A 17,167-nucleotide genomic window follows, 5' to 3' on the forward strand; every position below is an offset into this window, starting at 1 on the left:
GGTGGGGGGCAGCTCGGTGTGGCATCAGTACACGGTGCGGGTGGTGGGTTCTGAGGCGACGGATGGGCGGCGGCGGGACGATTTGCAGCAGCGGTTGAAGGAGCGGGGCATTGGCAGTCGGGTTTACTATCCTCTGCCGTTGCCGTTGCAGCCGGTGTACCGGCGGCTGGGCTACCGGCGGGGGGATTTGCCCAAGGCGGAGTTGTGTGCTGCTCAGGTGTTGTCTTTGCCCTGCTTTCCTGAGTTGACCCTCTGTCAACAAAAACGGGTGGCTGTTGCCATCGCAGACATCCTCTCCACATCATCACCCCCATAGCACCAATTATGATTATTTCAAATTACACTGAAGTAGCTTGTAGATTCCAGACTCTCCTTCTCCTTTGGGAGAGGGGCTGGGGATGAAAAAGCGCTGAGAGGACTGCCGTGTTGTTGAAACTAAGCCGAAAATTATTTCAAAGGATGGGAGGCCGGGGAACCTTCTCCTCAAAGCAGGGATCGAGATCTCGGGTTCGCTTTCTGCGCCGCTTCCGCTTTACCCGTATCGGGGGGCGGTTTATCGGGATCGCCCTGTTGGTGAGTATTGCTGCTTTCAACACCGGCAACAATCCCCTGTACTTGTTGCTGGGGATGCTGCTCAGCCTCATCCTCATCAGCGGTACCCTCTCTGATATCACCCTCAAAGATCTGGAGGTCAGCCGGCAGTTGCCTAGCCGCATTTTCGCTGGCCAGCCTGTCTTAGTGGGTCTCACGCTGGTCAATCGCAAACGGCGCTTGCCCAGCTTTTCGTTGCAGGTGAGCGAACGCATTGAGGGGCTGAGGCGGGAAGATTGGCCTTCCAGCTATGTTTTGCGGGTGGATCCCGGTGCCAAGGTGGACACTTTTTATCAGCATACTTTTTCAAAGCGGGGAGTCTGGCAGTTGCAAGGTTTTGAAGTTGCCACCAGTTTTCCATTTGAACTCTTCCGCAAGGCGGTAGAGATTAGGGATCCCCAAACGGTGATCGTGTTTCCGCGGCCTGCCTCGGTTCAAGGATTGGTGCTGTGGGATCAGCTCAGCAGCGGCAACCAATTGCGCCCCCAACCCGGTCGAGAGAGAGACTACCTGAGCTTACGGCCCTACCGCCCCCAGGACGATGTGCGCTCTGTCCATTGGAAGATCTCGGCCAAACGGGATCAACTAATCGTGCGGGAGTTGGAGCGTCCACGATCCCAAGCCATCACCCTCTGTTTTGAAAATCGCTGGCAGCCCCAGAAAGAGAGGCCCGAGATCCATCGAGACAAGTTGGAGCGAGCTGTAGAGCGCTGTGCCGGGATCCTCTTCTACTTGATGCGAGAAGGTTACCCGGTAGCACTCGTTACGTTACAAGAGCGGACTCCTTTTGGGTCAGACCTGGCCCATCAAGATCACCTGCTGACCGTGTTGGCACGACTTACTTTTGTCGGGGATCCCCAGCTCAGCCCTCCACTGGAAAGAGAACCTGATCCCTCTGTCAAGTTTGACCTCACCCCTCAAGATCGCTGTGTGCTGCTGGCCCATCCCGACCAGGATGGAAAATCTGCCCCGGCCCATCTCATCCACACGGGATCGCTGTTGCAATTTATCCCAATTGAGTGAGCTTCAGGCCCATTTTGATAGCAGGATCCATCTGAGATTGTTTGGAAAGCTTGGGCGCAGATCCTTGCAAAGCTTTAGGTTAAACTGCTGAAGAAGTGGTGGTTCACTGCTCCAACTTTTGTCGCAATTCTGGAATGGCCCGCCGCATTTGTCGATAGCCCTCCTGAATAATCGGATCTGCTTGATGAAAATCGAAGATCCCATACTGGCTCAGCTTGGGTTGTAAGAGCAAATCCGGCGGATGTTCGGCTAAAACACTGCGGGTAACGATTTGCTCCATCACGTTCAACGTCTTGCCAATAACGTCGAAAATATTGGGACCAGAGGGCTCATCTGGAAACCATTGGCTAATTTTTTCTTGGATCCCTTGTTGTAGGGATTGATAGCGTTTGCGAATGCGGGTGATGAAGTTGGTTTCTTCTTCGATCACTTCTCCTTCAGCATTCAAGCGCTGTCGCCGTTGAAGGGTTTCTTCCACCTCTGTTTCTTCCAGTTGCGACTCCACATCCGCGGGATCCACATGGTTGAGATTGACCGCGATGACAACATCGGCCCCCATCTCTCGCACCACCCGCACTGGCACCGGATTGACAATGCCTCCATCTCCGAGATAGCGCCCTTCGTGGTGAAAGGGAGTGAAAATTCCTGGGATAGAGATGCTGGCCCGCACGGCATCTGCCATTTTACCCGAACGCAACAGCACCTCCTGGCCTGTGATCAAGTCGGTAGCCACACAACAAAAGGGGATCCCGGCCTCTTCAATACACAGCTCTTGCAAATGTTCTGTCAGCAGCTCATAAATTTTGTTGCCATCCAGCAGGCCACAGGTGGGAAAGACCACATCAAACAAAGACAGGATCATCTTCCAGTTGAGATCTCGCACAAAGTCTTCCAGCTCATCCAGTTCTCCTGCTGCATAAATGGCTCCCACAAAAGCGCCAATGCTCGTCCCGGCAATATAATCAATGGGGATCCCGGCCTGCTCTAGAGCCCGAATTACGCCAATATGAGCCCATCCCCTGGCTCCGCCGCTGCCCAGTGCCAATCCCAGTTTTTTGCCCATGATTGCTCCCTCAAAAAGAAGCCCAAAAGACTTCAGGAATCTTAAACTTTGCTCTCTCTAAAATCAATTAGGTACCTGCCCTTTCTCGCAGATCGGGAGGCAGATAGCTGCGTTCCCCTAAGATTTCCAGAAGGGGGCCATAGCGGTCGAACTTGACCACGCTGACCGAGGCGGCCAAAACCTCAATGCGATCCCGGTAGCGGCCCAGGTCAATGCCCAGCAGGCTGCAGAGAATAACCCGAATGGTGGCTTTGTGGGAGACGATCAAGACGTTGCCATGGGTCCATTTTTCCTGGATCTCAGCCACAACCGGCATAGCCCGATTGGCAATTTGCACAGCGGTTTCCCCCCCTGGGGGCGCGTTCCAGGCTGGCTCGGTCATCCAGCGCCAATAGGCTTCTGGGTAGGCTTCTTGTGCCTCGGCGTGGGTTTTGCCCTCCCACTCGCCATAGTGAATTTCTCTTAGGCCCTCTCGAATCTGCATCTCCAAGCCAACTTTCTCGGCCAGGGGGCTCAAGGTAGCCAAGGCACGCCGCATCGGGCTGACGTAGAGAGCTTGCCAAGGGATCCCGGCATAGGCTGAGGCAAAGGCTTCTGCCATTTGTTTGCCTTCGGGGGTGAGGTCGGGATCGAGAGCGCCGCAAAAGCTGCCGGAACGGCTGTAGGGAGTTTCGCCGTGTCTAAGGAGGTAAAGTCTCAGGCTCATGGGAAATATGCTTATGGGAGCGAACTTTGCCACTCTAGCTGCCCAACTTTAAGCTCTCCTTATCCCCCCTCGGGGCGGTGGTTGGTGGTGGGGATGTAGATGCGGCTGCCCGCCCACTGCAATTTTTCCCGCAGAGTGCGAAAGTAGGAGAGCTCTTTTTCCAGGATCATCAGCTTGACCGGTGTAGGCGCTTGCTGAATGTGAACCCACTGGCCGGGATTCACCGACTGGGCCAACACGCCATCTGTCCACAGGCGGGTCAACCCTTCGGGATCGGCAAGAGGCCAAATGTCCACCCTGGCTGTGCCGCTGATGACAATAGGACGGCTAGACAAACTCAGGGGACAAATAGGGGTGATGATGATGGCGTCGAGGGTAGGCTCGAGGATGGGGCCATTGGCTGCCAGGGTGTAAGAGGTAGATCCTGTCGGTGTAGCCACCAGCACCCCATCTCCGTGGTACTGATCCAAAATCTCTCCGTTGACCTCGATCTCCATGATCGCGGCAGGCAGCCGTTCTCGGTTGATTGGCTTCAGGCAGATCTCATTGAGGGCATAGTAGACTTCGCTGGCCGGACGGCCTTGCGACTTTCCCTCTCCACGGGCGGCCAAGGGATCCCCTCGTCCCAACTGCGGTTGTTCCCAAATCTGGGCTTGCAACATCATGCGGGCTTGCAAGAAAAAATCCCCCGCCTGGATACGATCCCAGGGATCCTGCTGCAACACCCGCTCCGACTGGGCCAAAAACCCCAGCCTACCCCCCGCTTTGATCGGCAAAATCGGGATCCCATGGGGAGCCAGGTATCGTGCCGCCGCCAACACCGAGCCATCTCCCCCCAGCACCACCGCCAGATCGATGGGATCCGAGGTGGCCTCTAGAAAGACAGGGTAGGGGTTGTGGTGCAAGCCGGTGGGAGCCGTTAACACCGTAACGCCGCGCCGGCGCAACTGTTCAGCACACCTCTGACAAGCGGCCTTGCTCTCCCGATCCCCCTCTTTGTAGGCAATCACCACCAAGCCCAAGTCCATGGTCAACCTCATCAAGGGATCCCTGTCGATTGTCCCCTTCTTCAGACTGGGGATTGCTCAGGATAATCCAGACTATCCCCCCCAAAGTTAACCAGAAAATGTTCTCTTGGACGGTGAAACCGATCACCGCAGCTCTCCCTTGAGCGTCACTGCCCCCGCCAGAGCTTTCTTCTACAACTTTTAAGTAACAGTTAAGTAAATCTGAGAAGTCACCTTGAAGAATCAACCGAAAACCCCGCCATTTCCAACAGATGGCCCCAATCCGGATCCCTGAGTTCAGCCACCGGCGTAGGCTGGTGCAGACCTCAGCAATTCGGTTTATGGTATGGACATTCCCCCTGCAATTCCTCTTCTCCAAGCTGCAAACCCATGACCGCAGATCTCACCAATCGCATTTTGGGCAACCGCTACCAGCTGATTCAAGAAATTGGTAGCGGTGGTATGGGATCCGTCTTTCGTGCCTTGGACTTACACAACAACCGCCAAGAGGTAGCCGTCAAGATCCTCTATGCCCCCATGTTGCTAAGCCGGAGCAACTCCCAGACGGACTTGCGCCGCCGCTTTGTCGAAGAGATCCGCGTCAGCACCCTCTTGGGCCAGCATCCCCGCATCGTCAAAGTTCTGGATCACGGCCAAGAGGGGGAGCAAGCCTATCTGGTGATGGAGTACCTTAAGGGTCAGGATCTGGCCAAGCTAATTCGAGAAAAAGGGGCTCTGCCGGTTCGGCAAGCCATTCGGCTGGCTCTCCAAGCTTGTGAGGGACTGCACTTTGCCCACACGTTTCAGGCCAAGATAGAGGGCCGCGAGATTCGGGGTGTCATCCACCGCGACATCAAACCCAGCAACCTCTTCATCGAGCAAGTTTTTCAAAATGGCAAGCTTATCCCCCAACTGAAAATCCTCGACTTTGGCGTGGCCAAAACCCTGGCGGATCACACCCTCAGCCTGGGCACCTACAAGGGGGGGGGATTTATCGGCACAGCTCGCTACGCCTCTCCCGAACAGATGCGGGGCAAAGCCTTGGATGCCCGCTCGGACATCTACTCCTTTGGCGTGGTGCTCTACGAGATGCTGACGGGATCCATGCCCTTTCAATTGGAAACTGACTCTTTGCACAGTTGGATCCACGCCCATTGTTACGAAAGCCCCCTGGAGATCAACCCCAATACAGCTCCCCAGCCGATCCCACCCCCCTTGGCAGCGGTGGTGATGGATTGCCTGAAAAAAAACCCGGACGAACGACCACAAACGATGCGGGAGCTAGGGGAGCGGCTGCTGCAAGCCTATGACCTGACAGTGGCCACTCAACTCTCCACCAGCCAGGCCAGCACGGTGATCATCCCCACCGGCAGTGCCAAGCCTCAACAGGATGCTCCACCCTCTTCTGAGTCCAAGCCACCGATCCAAGCCACCCGCAATACAGGATCGGCTTCTGGAGCCTTTGAAGATATCCGCGATGAGGATCTGGATCTCATCGAAGATGAGCCGGTCTCTCCCCCTCCTCCAGGTGCAGGGATCCCCTATTACATCACCGAGCGGGAACCCTCCTCAGCAGAAGCTTCGCCGGAAACACCGGATCCCTCTCCCCAAAGTGGGGGCGAAACTCCCAAAACGCCCTCCACAGTGATCCCAGCCAGCAACGCTCTCCCGACCGTTCAGGATCCCCCCGTCGCTCGCCCTGCCACGCCGGCACGAACCGATACTCCCCGCACTCGCCCTCTGCGGCAAGCTGCCCCCCAAACGGTTCTGCAACCTTCCGACAGCAACCTGAAGTGGGTTTTGGCCGGGGGATCCCTAGGCGTCATGGCTCTGCTGGCCGCCTTTTTGCTGTGGCCACGCCCAACGATCCGCGATAGCCGGGAAGAACCGGATCCGATCCCTACCGCTGAAGTAACCCCAACACCTACACTCGAACCTGCTCCCACTCCAACGCCGACACCCACCCCGACTCCGACACCGGCACCCACTCCCACTCCAACGCCGATGCTCACCCCTATCCCCCGGTTCACCCCACTTGTCCCCCGCACTCCTACCCCCACCCCGCCTCCACCTCCTACTCCCACCGCCACACCTGCCCCGGCAACGCCAACGCCTGCGCCAGAGCTTGCCCTAAGCGGCCAGTGGCTTTATGAAGGAGGAGCCTTTATCTGGCAAGGATCCCTGTGTAAAGTTAATGTTGCAACCGGTATCCAGGAAACCGTCTCCATTCGTCAAGACGGTAACCAGATCAGCGTTTCCTCTCTCAGCTTTTCCGAACGCAGTGGCCAGCTCATCGGCAACCAACTTTCTGTCAGCGGTAAGGCAGCGGGTAGTGGCACCCCAACCATCACTTGGAGCGGCACTGTCAGCGCTGACGGGCGCTCGATTCGAGGAACGGCTACCTGTGGTAGCGCCAGCTTCGCCATTAGGCTCACACGGCAGAGCTAAATACCTACGCCTCCTCCCCGATCACCGCCGCCGCCGTCTTCCCTATCGTCCGGTTTCTGTTGCCGTTGAGGCGGTGGAGGAGGAGCAGCAAAGCTTTCGCTCACAACTTCGATGGTGTAAGGGCCTCGCCCAGGGCTGCCCGGCCCAGCGGCTGGAGAGGCATTTTGCGCCCAGTAGCTTTGCACCTGGAGCAAGTAGCAGCGGTTTTGCCGCACGGGGATGGTTAGCTGAGAGGTGGTAAAGTTGCCAGGGGCAGCATCATCATTTACAAAAACGTCAGGATCCAATCTCCGGTTGCTGTCAAAGCTGCCGATGACCAATAGCGGGTCGAAAACCGGGCTGGTCAGCCGGATTGTAACCCCGGTAACGTTGGCTGCAGAGGGGAAGTAAAGAAACGCATCTGAATAGAAGGTAAACGTGCCGGGAGGCGGCGGAGTTGTGCGAGCATCCAGAATATTGCCGGCGGCATCGAAATAAAACTCCAAAAGGCTATTCGGCCCCAAGGTTCCACTGCGCCTATCCCCCTGTCGGCGGAGGCCAATCGAAGCGAAAAAGTCTGGGCTGAAGGCTTGTTCACAGACATTCACCAGAGGCGGTAGTGTGCTCCCTCCACCTCCTCCACAACCTGCCAAAACCGCAGCCGAGGCCAAAAGGCCCAAGAAAACCCTCTGCAGGGATCCCTGCGGAGTTCTAGAAGCATTCGATGCTGGCCCTGGCATAAGCACTCCTTCGGATCATCAATGTTCCTCTAGATTACGATGATTTGAGCAATTCGCGGCAAAATGCAGATCACTGACAGGCTTTTCACACGTTTGGGTTTGCACCGGCCTGGGGGAGCTGTTTCACTGCTGGCATCGAGAAAGGAGCTTCCAGAGTGTAGTGGAACTATTGAGCCCATCTTGTCCTCAGGAAGGGATCCAGAGCAAAACCCTTTTTCGCGGTGGGCTAATCACGACCAGCGTCGGGCTTCTTGGTGAGGGTGAGAAAGAAATGAGCTAGGGCTGCCACACATTCTCGATCTTCAAAGAGTAGGTCGCGTCGCTGCCGAACCTCTTCAGTCATATGGTGGCGAAACTCAGGATCGGATCCCAGTTTTACGGCCAAATCCTCATAGCATCTCAAATCCGAGGCAATTAAACTGTCCAGGCCCATTCTTTTGAGGATGGCATGGGTATGCCGGCCCCGCGTCAGCTTTCCAGGGCAAGTGATCACCGGCAATCCAACTGCAACAGCTTCTAGGGTGGTGATCCCACCTGACCAGCCATAGGAATCCAACATGAGATCGGCACAGCGGTTGAGATCCAAGTAGTCTTGATGATCCAATCCAGGCAGAACCAGACAGTGGTCTTCTGCATTGAGACCGTACAGGGAAAAAGCCCGGGTGAGCCGTTGCTGAAATTGTCGAGCAATGGCAGCATTGGGCAGAGCCAAGAAGACAAACTGAGCGTTGGGCACTCGTTGGGCAATAGCGGCAAAAAGATAGTCGTATTGGGGCAGATATTTACCCAAGTATTGACAAGTTAGGTAAACCACTGCATCTTCACGCAGGCCGAAATCCTCACGATAGCGCTTTTGCTGCGGCAAAACCGGCTTTTCAAAGCAAGTACCCAAATGAGGTAGCCGGATCAAGGTTTCACTGTAGTGTTCCTGAGCATTCTCCGGCTCCATTAAATCGCTGGAAAGGAAATAGTCAATCGTAGAAAGCCCAGAAGTTACAGGATGAGCCCAAGTGGAGCACTGTATCGGTGCCAGTCGCAGGGAAGCCAGTTGCAGAATGAGAGGCGAAAGGCCGATCTCCAAATACACCAAAATATCCAACTGATCCTGTAGGATTTGTTGGGCTGCATCCTCGAGGCTGCTGGGAATGTGCCTAAACACATCGGCGTATTGACGATACCGGTCTGTCATGAAGTCGGTTCTGGGATCCAGGTGATAGGCGAAGACTTGAAACTTTCGCTCCGAGTTAGCCTGTCCATCAGCCCAATTGGCGTTCAGGTACTTAACCCAACCCAGAGATAAGCGACTGTAAGAGCAAGCTCGCATGGAAGCTGAGGCAAACCCAACTCGGAGGGGATCCCCTGGTTGGGATTGGCAAGGAAGATATCTCCAATCGGGATAACAGGCGTTGACTATGCGTTGAACAAACTGGGCATATTTTTTCTGCAAATCCAGGTCGTTGTAGCCTTGGTACTGTAGGTAGTGATTGGTTCCCAGTCCTGACGCCCACAGCGCTCTGCGACGTTGCTCCTCCGTTTCTAGGGGAGTTTCCTCAATAAGGCAATCCAGATGCTCGATAAAGCGAGCACGAAAGGAGTTGAGTTCTTCCTCGCTCCGATAGACTGCTGGCAGATACAGATGATAAAACCAACGAGCCTGTTCTAACTGGGGATCCAAAGCCATTGCTTTCTCCAGGTGATCCAACGCAACAGCGTGTTCTCCTTGATCTCGACAGGCGATGGCCAGATTCAGATGCACCTGCGCCAAAGGGATCCCTGTCTGTTCATCCGAGTTTTCCAGTAGAGGATTGAGTAGGGCAATGGCTTCTTCGCTACGTCGCAGGTTAACTAAGATTTTTCCAGCTTGAAAGGCAGATCCAGCAGCGTGTGGATTCAGTTTCAGGCTTTGCTGATAACAGGATAGCGCTTCCTCCAGTTGACCCAAAGACTCATAGACGACACCCAAATTGTGGTGATACAGAGCCACTTCGGGATGTTGCTCAATGGCTTCTGCAATGAGAGCCGCTGCCAATTCCGAGTCTCCTCTGACTTGAGCTACCGTTCCCAACAGGTGAAGGGCATCTGCATGCTCAGGAAAATCCGCCAAGATTTCGGAGTAAATGGCCTCTGCTTGCCGCAGATCTCCTGCCTGCTGAGCTCGGATCCCGGCCAGAAGTTTGTCTGTAGGTGTCAAGTCCGACATCCGCTACAAAGTGGCTAGAAATTCCCCAGATTTCTCTGCCCAGTATAGTCATTTCAAGTGGATACAAACATCCCCCAAGCTCCACCATTAGCCCTTTTCCCAGAGGAAGAGGGGAGTTGGGGATCAACGGAACAACAGTTTCACTTTCACTGCTATTGGGAATGCCCCCGTTGTGTTGCTTCTGAGTTGTTGATGTTTGGATGTCTATGTCGGCATTTCGAGGACTTGTAACTCGCTTTTCCAAACCGGTAAGCGAGGAGAAGGGCAACCTAACTCAAATCCGCTGCCACCCGGTGGGCGCAGGCAAAGCCGGAGAAGGCAACGGCATTGAGCCCTTGGCCGGGGAATGTGCTATCCCCCACGCAGTATAGGTTGGGGATGGCGGTGCGATTGAAAGGCATGCCCAGCAAGCCCCAGGGATCCCGGCTGGGGATGGGCCCATAGGTGCCGTTGCTGCGGCTCAAGAAGCGGCGGTGGGTGCGGGGGGTGCCTATCTCTCTGAGCTCAATGTGGGATCCCAGTTGAGGCCAAAGGGCCTCCAGGCGGCGGATAAGCCGGTCGGCGGCTTGCTGTTTCTGGGTCTGGTACTGGCTTGGGCTTAACCCTTGCCAGGTGGATATCCAACTGGGGGTAAAGGCATGAACAATGTGGCGGCCCGGGGGAGCCAGGTCGGGATCCAACAGGGTGGGGATGGAGACAAAAAGGGTGCCCTGCTCAGCCTCCATCTGATCCCAATCTTCCAGGAGAATGTGGTGACAATAGCGTTCGCCGGACAGGGCCTCGGCCCGCACCCCCAGGTGCAAGCTCAAGAAGCTGGGGGATTGTTGGTAGCGTTTTTGCCACTGCCGCTCCGCCGTGGGCAGGGATCCCGGCCATAGGCGCTCAAAGGTGTCCCAGCGGGTGGCATTGGAGATGATTGTGCGGGCAAAGAGCTTTTCCCCGCTGGCCAGCTCTACACCCACCGCCCGACCTCTTTCTTCTAGGATCCGCCGCACGGACGCTTTGTAGCGGATCTGCCCGCCATGGGCCTCTAGTCCCTGGGCCAACTTTTGGGCGATCTGCCCCACCCCCCCTTTGGGATAGTTGACACCGCCGTAGTGTCGGTCACAAAACACCATCCCGGCATTGATGATGGGCGTGCGATCCGCCGGCACCACCGACCAGCAGTAGCACTCCATATCCACAAAGCGCAGCAAATCCGGATCCCGCAGACAGCGCCGCGCCACCTGGCCCACATTCACCGGCAAATAGCGCGCCAAGGTCAGGCAGCCGAGGGGATTGCTCACAAAAGAACGAAATAGATAGCCCCACTCCTCCAACGAGAGCAGCTCCATGGCGTTGAGGCTGTTGAAGATGGGCCACAGGCTGTCGTAGAACCGGCGAATGCCGGCGGCTTCCCGGGGAAAGTAGCCGGATAGCTCCTGCAAAAACTGCTCGTAATCCCGGTGTACTCGGGGATTCAGCCCCTTGGGCAGGTGGTAGGCAATCTGCACCGGATCGGGGATGGACTCCAGGGATTGGCCCACGGCTGCCAAAGCCCGTGTCAGCAAGTTGGTGGTACCCTGGGTGCCCAACCCAAAGATCATGGAAGCGCCCACGTCAAAGCGGTAGATCCCGTTGCCTAAGGGATCCGGACGCTCAAAATAGCCGGCACTGCCCCCTGGAATGAGGTATTTTTCCAGCACCAGCACACGGTATCCTTTGGCAGCCAACTGGCTGGCCGCGACCAATCCCCCGATCCCAGCACCGATGACGATGGCATCCCAAGCAGGGGAAGGGGTGTACAGAGCCTGCAAGAGGGTCTGAGAAGGCAAAGTTGAGGTCAAGGGATCCCTCTGGAAACTCAAACGCAAGATCAGTATCTTTACCGTACCAGAGGTTCTAGGGTTTCCCCATGAGTTGAGCTCCCCTGGGAATGAGTTTGCCCAGATCTGCAAGATCCCCAAATAGAGATTGTGGCGCGGGCTACGGAACCGAATTCACGAATTTGCTATACAGAATCCGGCCACACGACACAGATGGTTTTGCCATGTTGGTGACCCAGCATCCTGTCTTTCGGCGCTTTTGGTACCCGGTGATGCCCCTCAGCCTATTGGAGCAGGGATCCCCGCAACCTTTCGAGCTGCTGGGAGAGAGGATCGTCCTTTGGCTGGACAAAGCCGGACAGCCCCAGGCAGCCGCAGATCGCTGCTGTCATCGGTCGGCGCAATTGTCCAAGGGAATCGTCTGTGATGACCATATCCGCTGCCCCTACCATGGCTGGGAGTTTGATGGCACGGGAGCCTGTGTCAAGGTGCCGCAACTGCCGGATCAGGCCCGCATCCCAGAGAGCTACCGCATTCCCGCCTATCTCTGCCAGGCCCGCTATGGCTATGCTTGGGTGTGCTTGCATCCCCAGCCTCTACGGGGGATCCCGGTCATCCCAGAAGCTGAGGATCCCAGTTACCGGCTCATCCACGAGTTCTACGAACGCTGGGAATGTGCCAGTTTGCGCATCTGCGAGAACGAGTTCGATGCCGCCCACATCAGCTTTGTACACCAGAACACCTTTGGCAGTATGGAAGACTTGGTACCCAGCCACTTCGAGGTCGAGGAGCTGGACTACGGGATCCGCACCCGCACAGTGCTCGGTGTAGCCAACCCAGAGCTGCAACAGCGCAACCTGGGCATTGCTGCCGCCAAAACCGAGCGCACCACCACTTCAACCTGGCATTTGCCCTTCACCAACCACCTTCACATCCGCTACCCCAATGGCCGCAGCCATGTCATCGTCAACATCCCCACCCCCATCAACGACCGAGCCTCCCAAGTGGTGCAGTTTTGTTTGCGCAACGACACCGAAGCCGATACCCCAGCCGCCGAGGTTATCCGCTTTGACCGGGCTGTAACTTTGGAAGACAAAGCCATTTTGGAGACCACGGATCCCGACGTGCCCCTCACCCTCAGTAGCGAACAGCACATGCTCACCGATAAGCCCGGGATCCTGATGCGCAAGCAATTGGCGGCTCTGCTCAAAGCCCACAGCAGCTCCTCAAACCAGATGTTCTAGGCTGCGGGTGCCAGCGTAGCGGCTGTAGGCGTAGATCAACCCCAGGGTGAGGCCGGTGACCAAAAAGCTGAGGGCCGCCCCGAAAGGATAGTCCAGGCTGGAGCCAAACTGCAACTGAATCACATTCCCGATCAACAGCGTTTTGCTGCCCCCCAACAGATCCGGCACTACGAACATGCCGAAAGCCGGGATCCCCACCAGAATGAGGCCCGCCGCCAGTCCAGGCAAGGTCTGGGGCAGAAGCACCCACCAAAAGACCTGCCAACCCTTGGCATAGAGATCCCGTGCCGCTTCCGCCAGCCGCCAATCGATGCGCTCCACCGCCGTGTACAGGGGCAAGACCATGTAGGGCAAAAACGTGTAGACCATGCCCAGATAAACCGCCAGCCAACTGGGATACAGAGCCGTTTGCGGTGGGATCCAGCCCAGCCAGGCCGCCAAGCAAGCCGGCCACCCTTCCGGGGCCAGCACCACCATCCAGGCATAGGTGCGGATCACCAGGTTCGTCCAAAAGGGCACCACCACCAAGGTGAGCAACAGATCCCGTTGTCGGGGTGGGTGGGCGGCAATGAAGAAAGCCAATGGGTAGGCCAGCAGCACGCAAAAAAAGGTGGTTACCCCCGCCACCAGCAGGCTGCGGCCCAAGATCTGCCAGTAGATGGGCGTCCATCCTAGGGGGCCAAAGCCGAGAATGCGCAGATAGTTCTCCAGGGTCAGGGGCAGTTGAACCTGGCCGAACTCCCCACGGCTGAGAAAGCTGTACACCAACAGCAACAGCCCCGGCAGCACCAGAAAAACCATCACCCACAGCACCCCTGGCCCGGCAAAAATCAGGCTGCGTCCCAGCTCCTGCCAAGGGGTGAGCAGCTCCCCAAACCGCACCTGGGCTTGGCCAGAAGAAGGGATCCACTTGCCCACAGGAGATGGCAGCTTCAACATCCAGTCTCCTCCTGACGGGGATCCGGTCGCAAACGGATTAGGCTTTTCGGGGGTAGGTGGGCCACCAGCGCTGCGCCGATCTCAAACCCTGCATCCTCAATATCGGTGTTGAGGGCCGTGGCCTTGAGCTGCTGACCTTGGTTTGTCCGCAACAGGTATTGGTTCTCAGCCCCAGTGTAGATGAGGTTTTCCACCCGCACCGGCACCTGGTTGGGCAGCAGATCCCAGCCGCTGCGAGAGAGCTGGATCTTTTCCGGGCGAATAGCCAATTGCACCGGTTCCGAGCTGGCCGGGATCCCCAAGACCTTCAGCTTTCCCAAGGGCGTATCCACACAGTCCGTCCCACAGGCGATCCCCTCGATCAGGTTGCTGGCCCCTAAAAAGTCGGCTACGAAGGCCGTCGCCGGGCGCTCGTACACCTCATCGATAAGGCCCACTTGCTCAATGCGCCCCGCCCGCATCACCGCCACCCGGTCGCTGGTCACCAAAGCCTCTTCTTGGTCGTGGGTAACGAAAATAAAGGTCATGCCCAGGCGGCGCTGCAACTCGCACAACTGCACCTGAAGCTGCTTGCGCAACTTGGCATCCAACGCCGACAGCGGCTCATCCAACAAGAGCACTTCCGGCTCGTTCACCAAAGCCCGAGCCAAGGCCACCCGCTGCTGCTGTCCCCCCGACAGCTCATGGGGCTTCCGCTTGGCCAGAGCTGCAATCTCCACCAATTCCATAGCAGCCGCTACCCGCTTGCGCAGAGCTTCTCCCCGCACACCCCGCATGCGCAGGCCGAAGGCGATGTTGTCCTCCACCGTCATAAAAGGGAAAAGGGCATAGCTCTGGAACACGGTGTTGACATTGCGCTTGTGGGCGGGCAGGTGGCCTACCGGGCGACCTCGAATCACCACTTCCCCAGCATCGGCCATCTCCAGGCCGGCCAGGATGCGCAGCAGGGTGGTCTTGCCGCAGCCGGAAGGGCCCAGCAGGCCGAAAAACTCCCCCCGCCGGATGTTCAGCTCAATGCCATTGAGAGCCACAAAATCGCCAAAACGCTTGTAGAGGCCCGCCACTTCTACATCCCAGTCGGGATCCCGGACGGTGGAAGTACTGGAGATGACACTCGCGATCACAGTTGACAGCGCTGATAAACCTATCGAACCCAGTATGCAAGTCTCCGAGAAAATTGCAGTTATCCTCCACACCAGGGGCACCAGTTCCACGCTCAGCCCTGCAAACGGGGATCCCTGCCCACAGCCCTTCAAGATAGCAAATGTGGGAAACATTGTCGCCACGCCACCCCTGGGCAAACAGTAGCCAGAGATACCGGCTTGAGGAACAGTCTAATTCAGGATTGGAGGGGATTTTTCTTTTGAATGGGTCTTTTGCAAGGGATCCCTGGCCGTGCCCGTTCACACCCTCAAAGCCACTCCCCATACCGTCCACTTGGGCGGCTTTTCTTCCCAACTGCCCCCGGCCTTGTATGTGCAATCGGGCGATGTGGTGCAGGTGGAAACCTACTCGGGGTTCGCCCACTACGGCAAAGCGCCGGACCGTTTCTTCACGCCCGAATTCCTCGAAATTTGCCAAACCTTGCCTGCCGAGCGCCGAGTGGGGCCGGGCCCCCATCTGTTGACCGGGCCGATCTACGTTGAGGGAGCTGAACCTGGAGATGTGCTGGAAGTGCGCTTGCAAGCGATCACCCCCCGCTTGCCCATCGGTTTCAATGCCATCCGTCCCGGATGGGGGGCTTTGCCCGGAGAATTTGATCAGCCGCGACTGCGCTTCATCGACCTAGATATAGACCAGGGGGTAGCGGAATTTCCTCCCGGCAGCGGCATCCGCGTCCCCATTCGCCCCTTCTTTGGCATCTTGGGGGTGGCGACCGAGGAAACCAGCCGCAGCTCTATCCCCCCCGGCAACTATGGTGGCAACATCGACAACCGCCAATTGCAGGCGGGATCCCGAGTTTTTTTGCCGGTCTTTGTGCCCGGTGCCCTTTTTTCGGTGGGGGATGGCCACTCCGCTCAAGGGGACGGAGAAGTTGATGTAACGGCCATTGAAACTTCCATGAATGGCACTTTGCAGTTGATCCTGCGCAAAGATCTGCCGCTCGAGGCACCGCTGGCGGAAACCCCGACCGATTTCATTACCATGGGCTTTGCCGAGGATCTGGATGCGGCCTTTGAGATTGCCCTAAGGCGGATGATCGATTTTCTGCATCGGTTTGTCGGCATTGGGCGAGAGGAAGCCTATGTGCTTTGCAGCATTGCTGTCCACTTCCACATCACGCAGGTGGTGAACAGCCCCATGAAAGGTGTGCATGGGTTGCTGCCAAAACAGATCCTGCCCCGCCCTACCCTGATCTAATCGGATCTAATCGCGTCAGCGGGGCGGAGTCCTTACTGCTCCCAATAAGTATCGGCGATGGGATCCGCAGGTGTCGCGGGCTCCTGCATTGGCCAGACCCAATCCGTGAGGTCTTGAGAGGGGATCCCTTCCGGTAGCAGCCCATGGCAGCGGGAGCGAAACAGACAACTGTTGCAGCGCTCAGTGTGGGGGGTCATGGGAAAGTCTTGCGCCTCCAGTTGCCGCAGGTGGTTCAGAGTGGCTCTTAGGTGGGCCAGGTCTTGCTCATAGGCGGCGGCGCTGTAATACCGGTGGAAGGGCTGCTGCGGATGTTGCACATACCAAAAGGTCAGTTGCACCTGCTCCGGCTCAAAAGGGCTTTCCAGGGGCAGCTGCTGGGCCACCTCGCAGAGCAGCAGAGGGTAAAGGCGCACCTGCCAGTCTTGGGCCAACTGTTCATCGCGAGGACGTTGACGCTCAGTTTTCCAGTCCAGGATGTGCAGGGATCCGGGGATAATCACCAGCCGATCCAAACGGGCTATCAGCTTAAAGCCCTCAATCCGTTGCCACAGGGGCAACTCCGCCAACACCCGTCCCTGGGGATGGGCATGGGAGCTGGCCAAGAACACCTGCCACCACTGCTGCACCCCTTCATCCAGGCCGGACAAACGCGGCTCCACCTGCCGCCTGCGGCTGTGCCACTCCACCAAACGGTGAAACTGCCGTCCGCGCCTCTGCTCCAGCTCGTGCTCAAAAACACTGGCAGCGGGCCAGATCAACCGCTCCAGGTACACATAGCGAAACAGGCGGGGGCAATGGTCCAGCAGGGCCAGTGAAGAGGCGGAGAGGTTGACCTGCTCAAGACTCAACCTCTCCAGAGAAGGGGCAGCAGGGATCCCAGACAAAGTGCTCCGCACCGCTGTCGCGAAGGGGAAGAGCTCGCAAGAGGGGGCTAAGTTCCACTGCTCTCAGGATACCCCCACCGCCACCAGGGGTCGCCCAGCGGAGGAGCATGACTCTAGTCAATAATAAGCTCAACTATACTGAAAATAATGTATAATATGTTCAGTACGGATTACTAC

At 57.1% G+C, this 17,167-nt stretch carries 14 protein-coding genes; 5 read left to right on the forward strand and 9 right to left on the reverse strand.

The window, feature by feature from the left end; translation table 11 throughout:
- Together NW849_RS10675 and NW849_RS10680 are read left to right on the forward strand one after the other, a co-directional pair.
- A partial coding sequence (locus NW849_RS10675; RefSeq protein ID WP_414357626.1) for a DegT/DnrJ/EryC1/StrS family aminotransferase occupies positions 1 to 316 on the forward strand: 316 nt, incomplete at its 5' end.
- Positions 317 to 573: 257 nt separating this feature from the next.
- Positions 574 to 1,614, forward strand: a complete 1,041-nt coding sequence (locus NW849_RS10680; protein ID WP_414357627.1) for a DUF58 domain-containing protein — start codon at positions 574 to 576, stop codon at positions 1,612 to 1,614.
- 103 nt (positions 1,615 to 1,717) lie between these two features.
- Here NW849_RS10680 and NW849_RS10685 read toward each other — a convergent pair whose 3' ends face one another.
- The 3 genes from NW849_RS10685 to NW849_RS10695 all read right to left on the reverse strand — a co-directional run bounded on the left by NW849_RS10685 (position 1,718) and on the right by NW849_RS10695 (position 4,411).
- Complete coding sequence (locus tag NW849_RS10685) at positions 1,718 to 2,677, reverse strand: patatin family protein (protein ID WP_414357628.1); 960 nt, start codon at positions 2,675 to 2,677, stop codon at positions 1,718 to 1,720.
- 67 nt (positions 2,678 to 2,744) lie between these two features.
- On the reverse strand, positions 2,745 to 3,383 hold the full coding sequence (locus tag NW849_RS10690; protein WP_414357629.1) for a histidine phosphatase family protein: 639 nt from the start codon (positions 3,381 to 3,383) through the stop codon (positions 2,745 to 2,747).
- Positions 3,384 to 3,442: 59 nt separating this feature from the next.
- Entirely contained in the window at positions 3,443 to 4,411 is a 969-nt protein-coding gene (locus NW849_RS10695; protein WP_414357637.1) for an NAD(+) kinase, read from the reverse strand.
- Between the two features lie 369 nt (positions 4,412 to 4,780).
- Between NW849_RS10695 and NW849_RS10700 the strand changes: the two genes are divergently transcribed.
- Complete coding sequence (locus NW849_RS10700; protein ID WP_414357630.1) at positions 4,781 to 6,838, forward strand: serine/threonine protein kinase; 2,058 nt, start codon at positions 4,781 to 4,783, stop codon at positions 6,836 to 6,838.
- On the opposite strand, the gene NW849_RS10705 is transcribed toward NW849_RS10700, so the two are convergent.
- The 3 genes from NW849_RS10705 to crtH form a co-directional block, all read right to left on the reverse strand.
- The gene (locus NW849_RS10705; RefSeq protein ID WP_414351054.1) at positions 6,835 to 7,557 is read right to left on the reverse strand and encodes a hypothetical protein; all 723 of its coding nucleotides are present in this window, start codon (positions 7,555 to 7,557) and stop codon (positions 6,835 to 6,837) included. The genes NW849_RS10700 and NW849_RS10705 overlap by 4 nt on opposite strands.
- Before the next feature lie 226 nt (positions 7,558 to 7,783).
- Positions 7,784 to 9,757 (reverse strand): tetratricopeptide repeat protein, encoded by a 1,974-nt coding sequence (locus NW849_RS10710; RefSeq protein ID WP_414357631.1) that lies wholly within the window; start codon positions 9,755 to 9,757, stop codon positions 7,784 to 7,786.
- A 269-nt stretch (positions 9,758 to 10,026) separates the two neighbouring features.
- Entirely contained in the window at positions 10,027 to 11,583 is a 1,557-nt protein-coding gene (crtH, locus tag NW849_RS10715) for a carotenoid isomerase (protein ID WP_414357632.1), read from the reverse strand.
- 203 nt (positions 11,584 to 11,786) lie between these two features.
- On the opposite strand from crtH, the gene NW849_RS10720 reads away from it, so the two are divergent.
- Entirely contained in the window at positions 11,787 to 12,806 is a 1,020-nt protein-coding gene (locus NW849_RS10720; protein ID WP_414357633.1) for a Rieske 2Fe-2S domain-containing protein, read from the forward strand.
- Here NW849_RS10720 and NW849_RS10725 read toward each other — a convergent pair.
- A complete protein-coding gene (locus tag NW849_RS10725; protein ID WP_414357634.1) occupies positions 12,789 to 13,745 on the reverse strand; it encodes an ABC transporter permease in 957 nt (318 codons plus the stop codon). The two genes, NW849_RS10720 and NW849_RS10725, sit on opposite strands and share 18 nt — an antisense overlap.
- Positions 13,739 to 14,869: an ABC transporter ATP-binding protein gene (locus NW849_RS10730; protein ID WP_238376942.1), complete on the reverse strand. Its 1,131-nt coding sequence runs from the start codon at positions 14,867 to 14,869 to the stop codon at positions 13,739 to 13,741. The genes NW849_RS10725 and NW849_RS10730 overlap by 7 nt, the downstream gene beginning before the upstream one ends.
- Positions 14,870 to 15,140: 271 nt before the next feature.
- Between NW849_RS10730 and NW849_RS10735 the strand changes: the two genes are divergently transcribed.
- The gene (locus NW849_RS10735; RefSeq protein ID WP_414357635.1) at positions 15,141 to 16,106 is read left to right on the forward strand and encodes an acetamidase/formamidase family protein; all 966 of its coding nucleotides are present in this window, start codon (positions 15,141 to 15,143) and stop codon (positions 16,104 to 16,106) included.
- Positions 16,107 to 16,138: 32 nt separating this feature from the next.
- On the opposite strand, the gene NW849_RS10740 is transcribed toward NW849_RS10735, so the two are convergent.
- On the reverse strand, positions 16,139 to 17,002 hold the full coding sequence (locus tag NW849_RS10740; RefSeq protein ID WP_414357636.1) for a PD-(D/E)XK nuclease family protein: 864 nt from the start codon (positions 17,000 to 17,002) through the stop codon (positions 16,139 to 16,141).
- Between the last annotated feature and the right edge of the window lie 165 nt (positions 17,003 to 17,167).

Source organism: Synechococcus sp. R55.3 (genome assembly GCF_047461975.1).
GTDB lineage: Bacteria > Cyanobacteriota > Cyanobacteriia > Thermostichales > Thermostichaceae > Thermostichus.

Bases quoted from the DNA above. Each gene is read 5' to 3' on its own strand.
- NW849_RS10710 (WP_414357631.1), bottom strand. From the start codon at position 9,757: ATGTCGGACTTGACACCTACAGACAAACTTCTGGCCGGGATCCGAGCT.
- NW849_RS10725 (WP_414357634.1), bottom strand. From the start codon at position 13,745: ATGTTGAAGCTGCCATCTCCTGTGGGCAAGTGGATCCCTTCTTCTGGC.
- NW849_RS10700 (WP_414357630.1), top strand. From the start codon at position 4,781: ATGACCGCAGATCTCACCAATCGCATTTTGGGCAACCGCTACCAGCTG.
- NW849_RS10705 (WP_414351054.1), bottom strand. From the start codon at position 7,557: ATGCCAGGGCCAGCATCGAATGCTTCTAGAACTCCGCAGGGATCCCTG.
- NW849_RS10685 (WP_414357628.1), bottom strand. From the start codon at position 2,677: ATGGGCAAAAAACTGGGATTGGCACTGGGCAGCGGCGGAGCCAGGGGA.
- NW849_RS10720 (WP_414357633.1), top strand. From the start codon at position 11,787: ATGTTGGTGACCCAGCATCCTGTCTTTCGGCGCTTTTGGTACCCGGTG.
- NW849_RS10690 (WP_414357629.1), bottom strand. From the start codon at position 3,383: ATGAGCCTGAGACTTTACCTCCTTAGACACGGCGAAACTCCCTACAGC.
- NW849_RS10695 (WP_414357637.1), bottom strand. From the start codon at position 4,411: ATGGACTTGGGCTTGGTGGTGATTGCCTACAAAGAGGGGGATCGGGAG.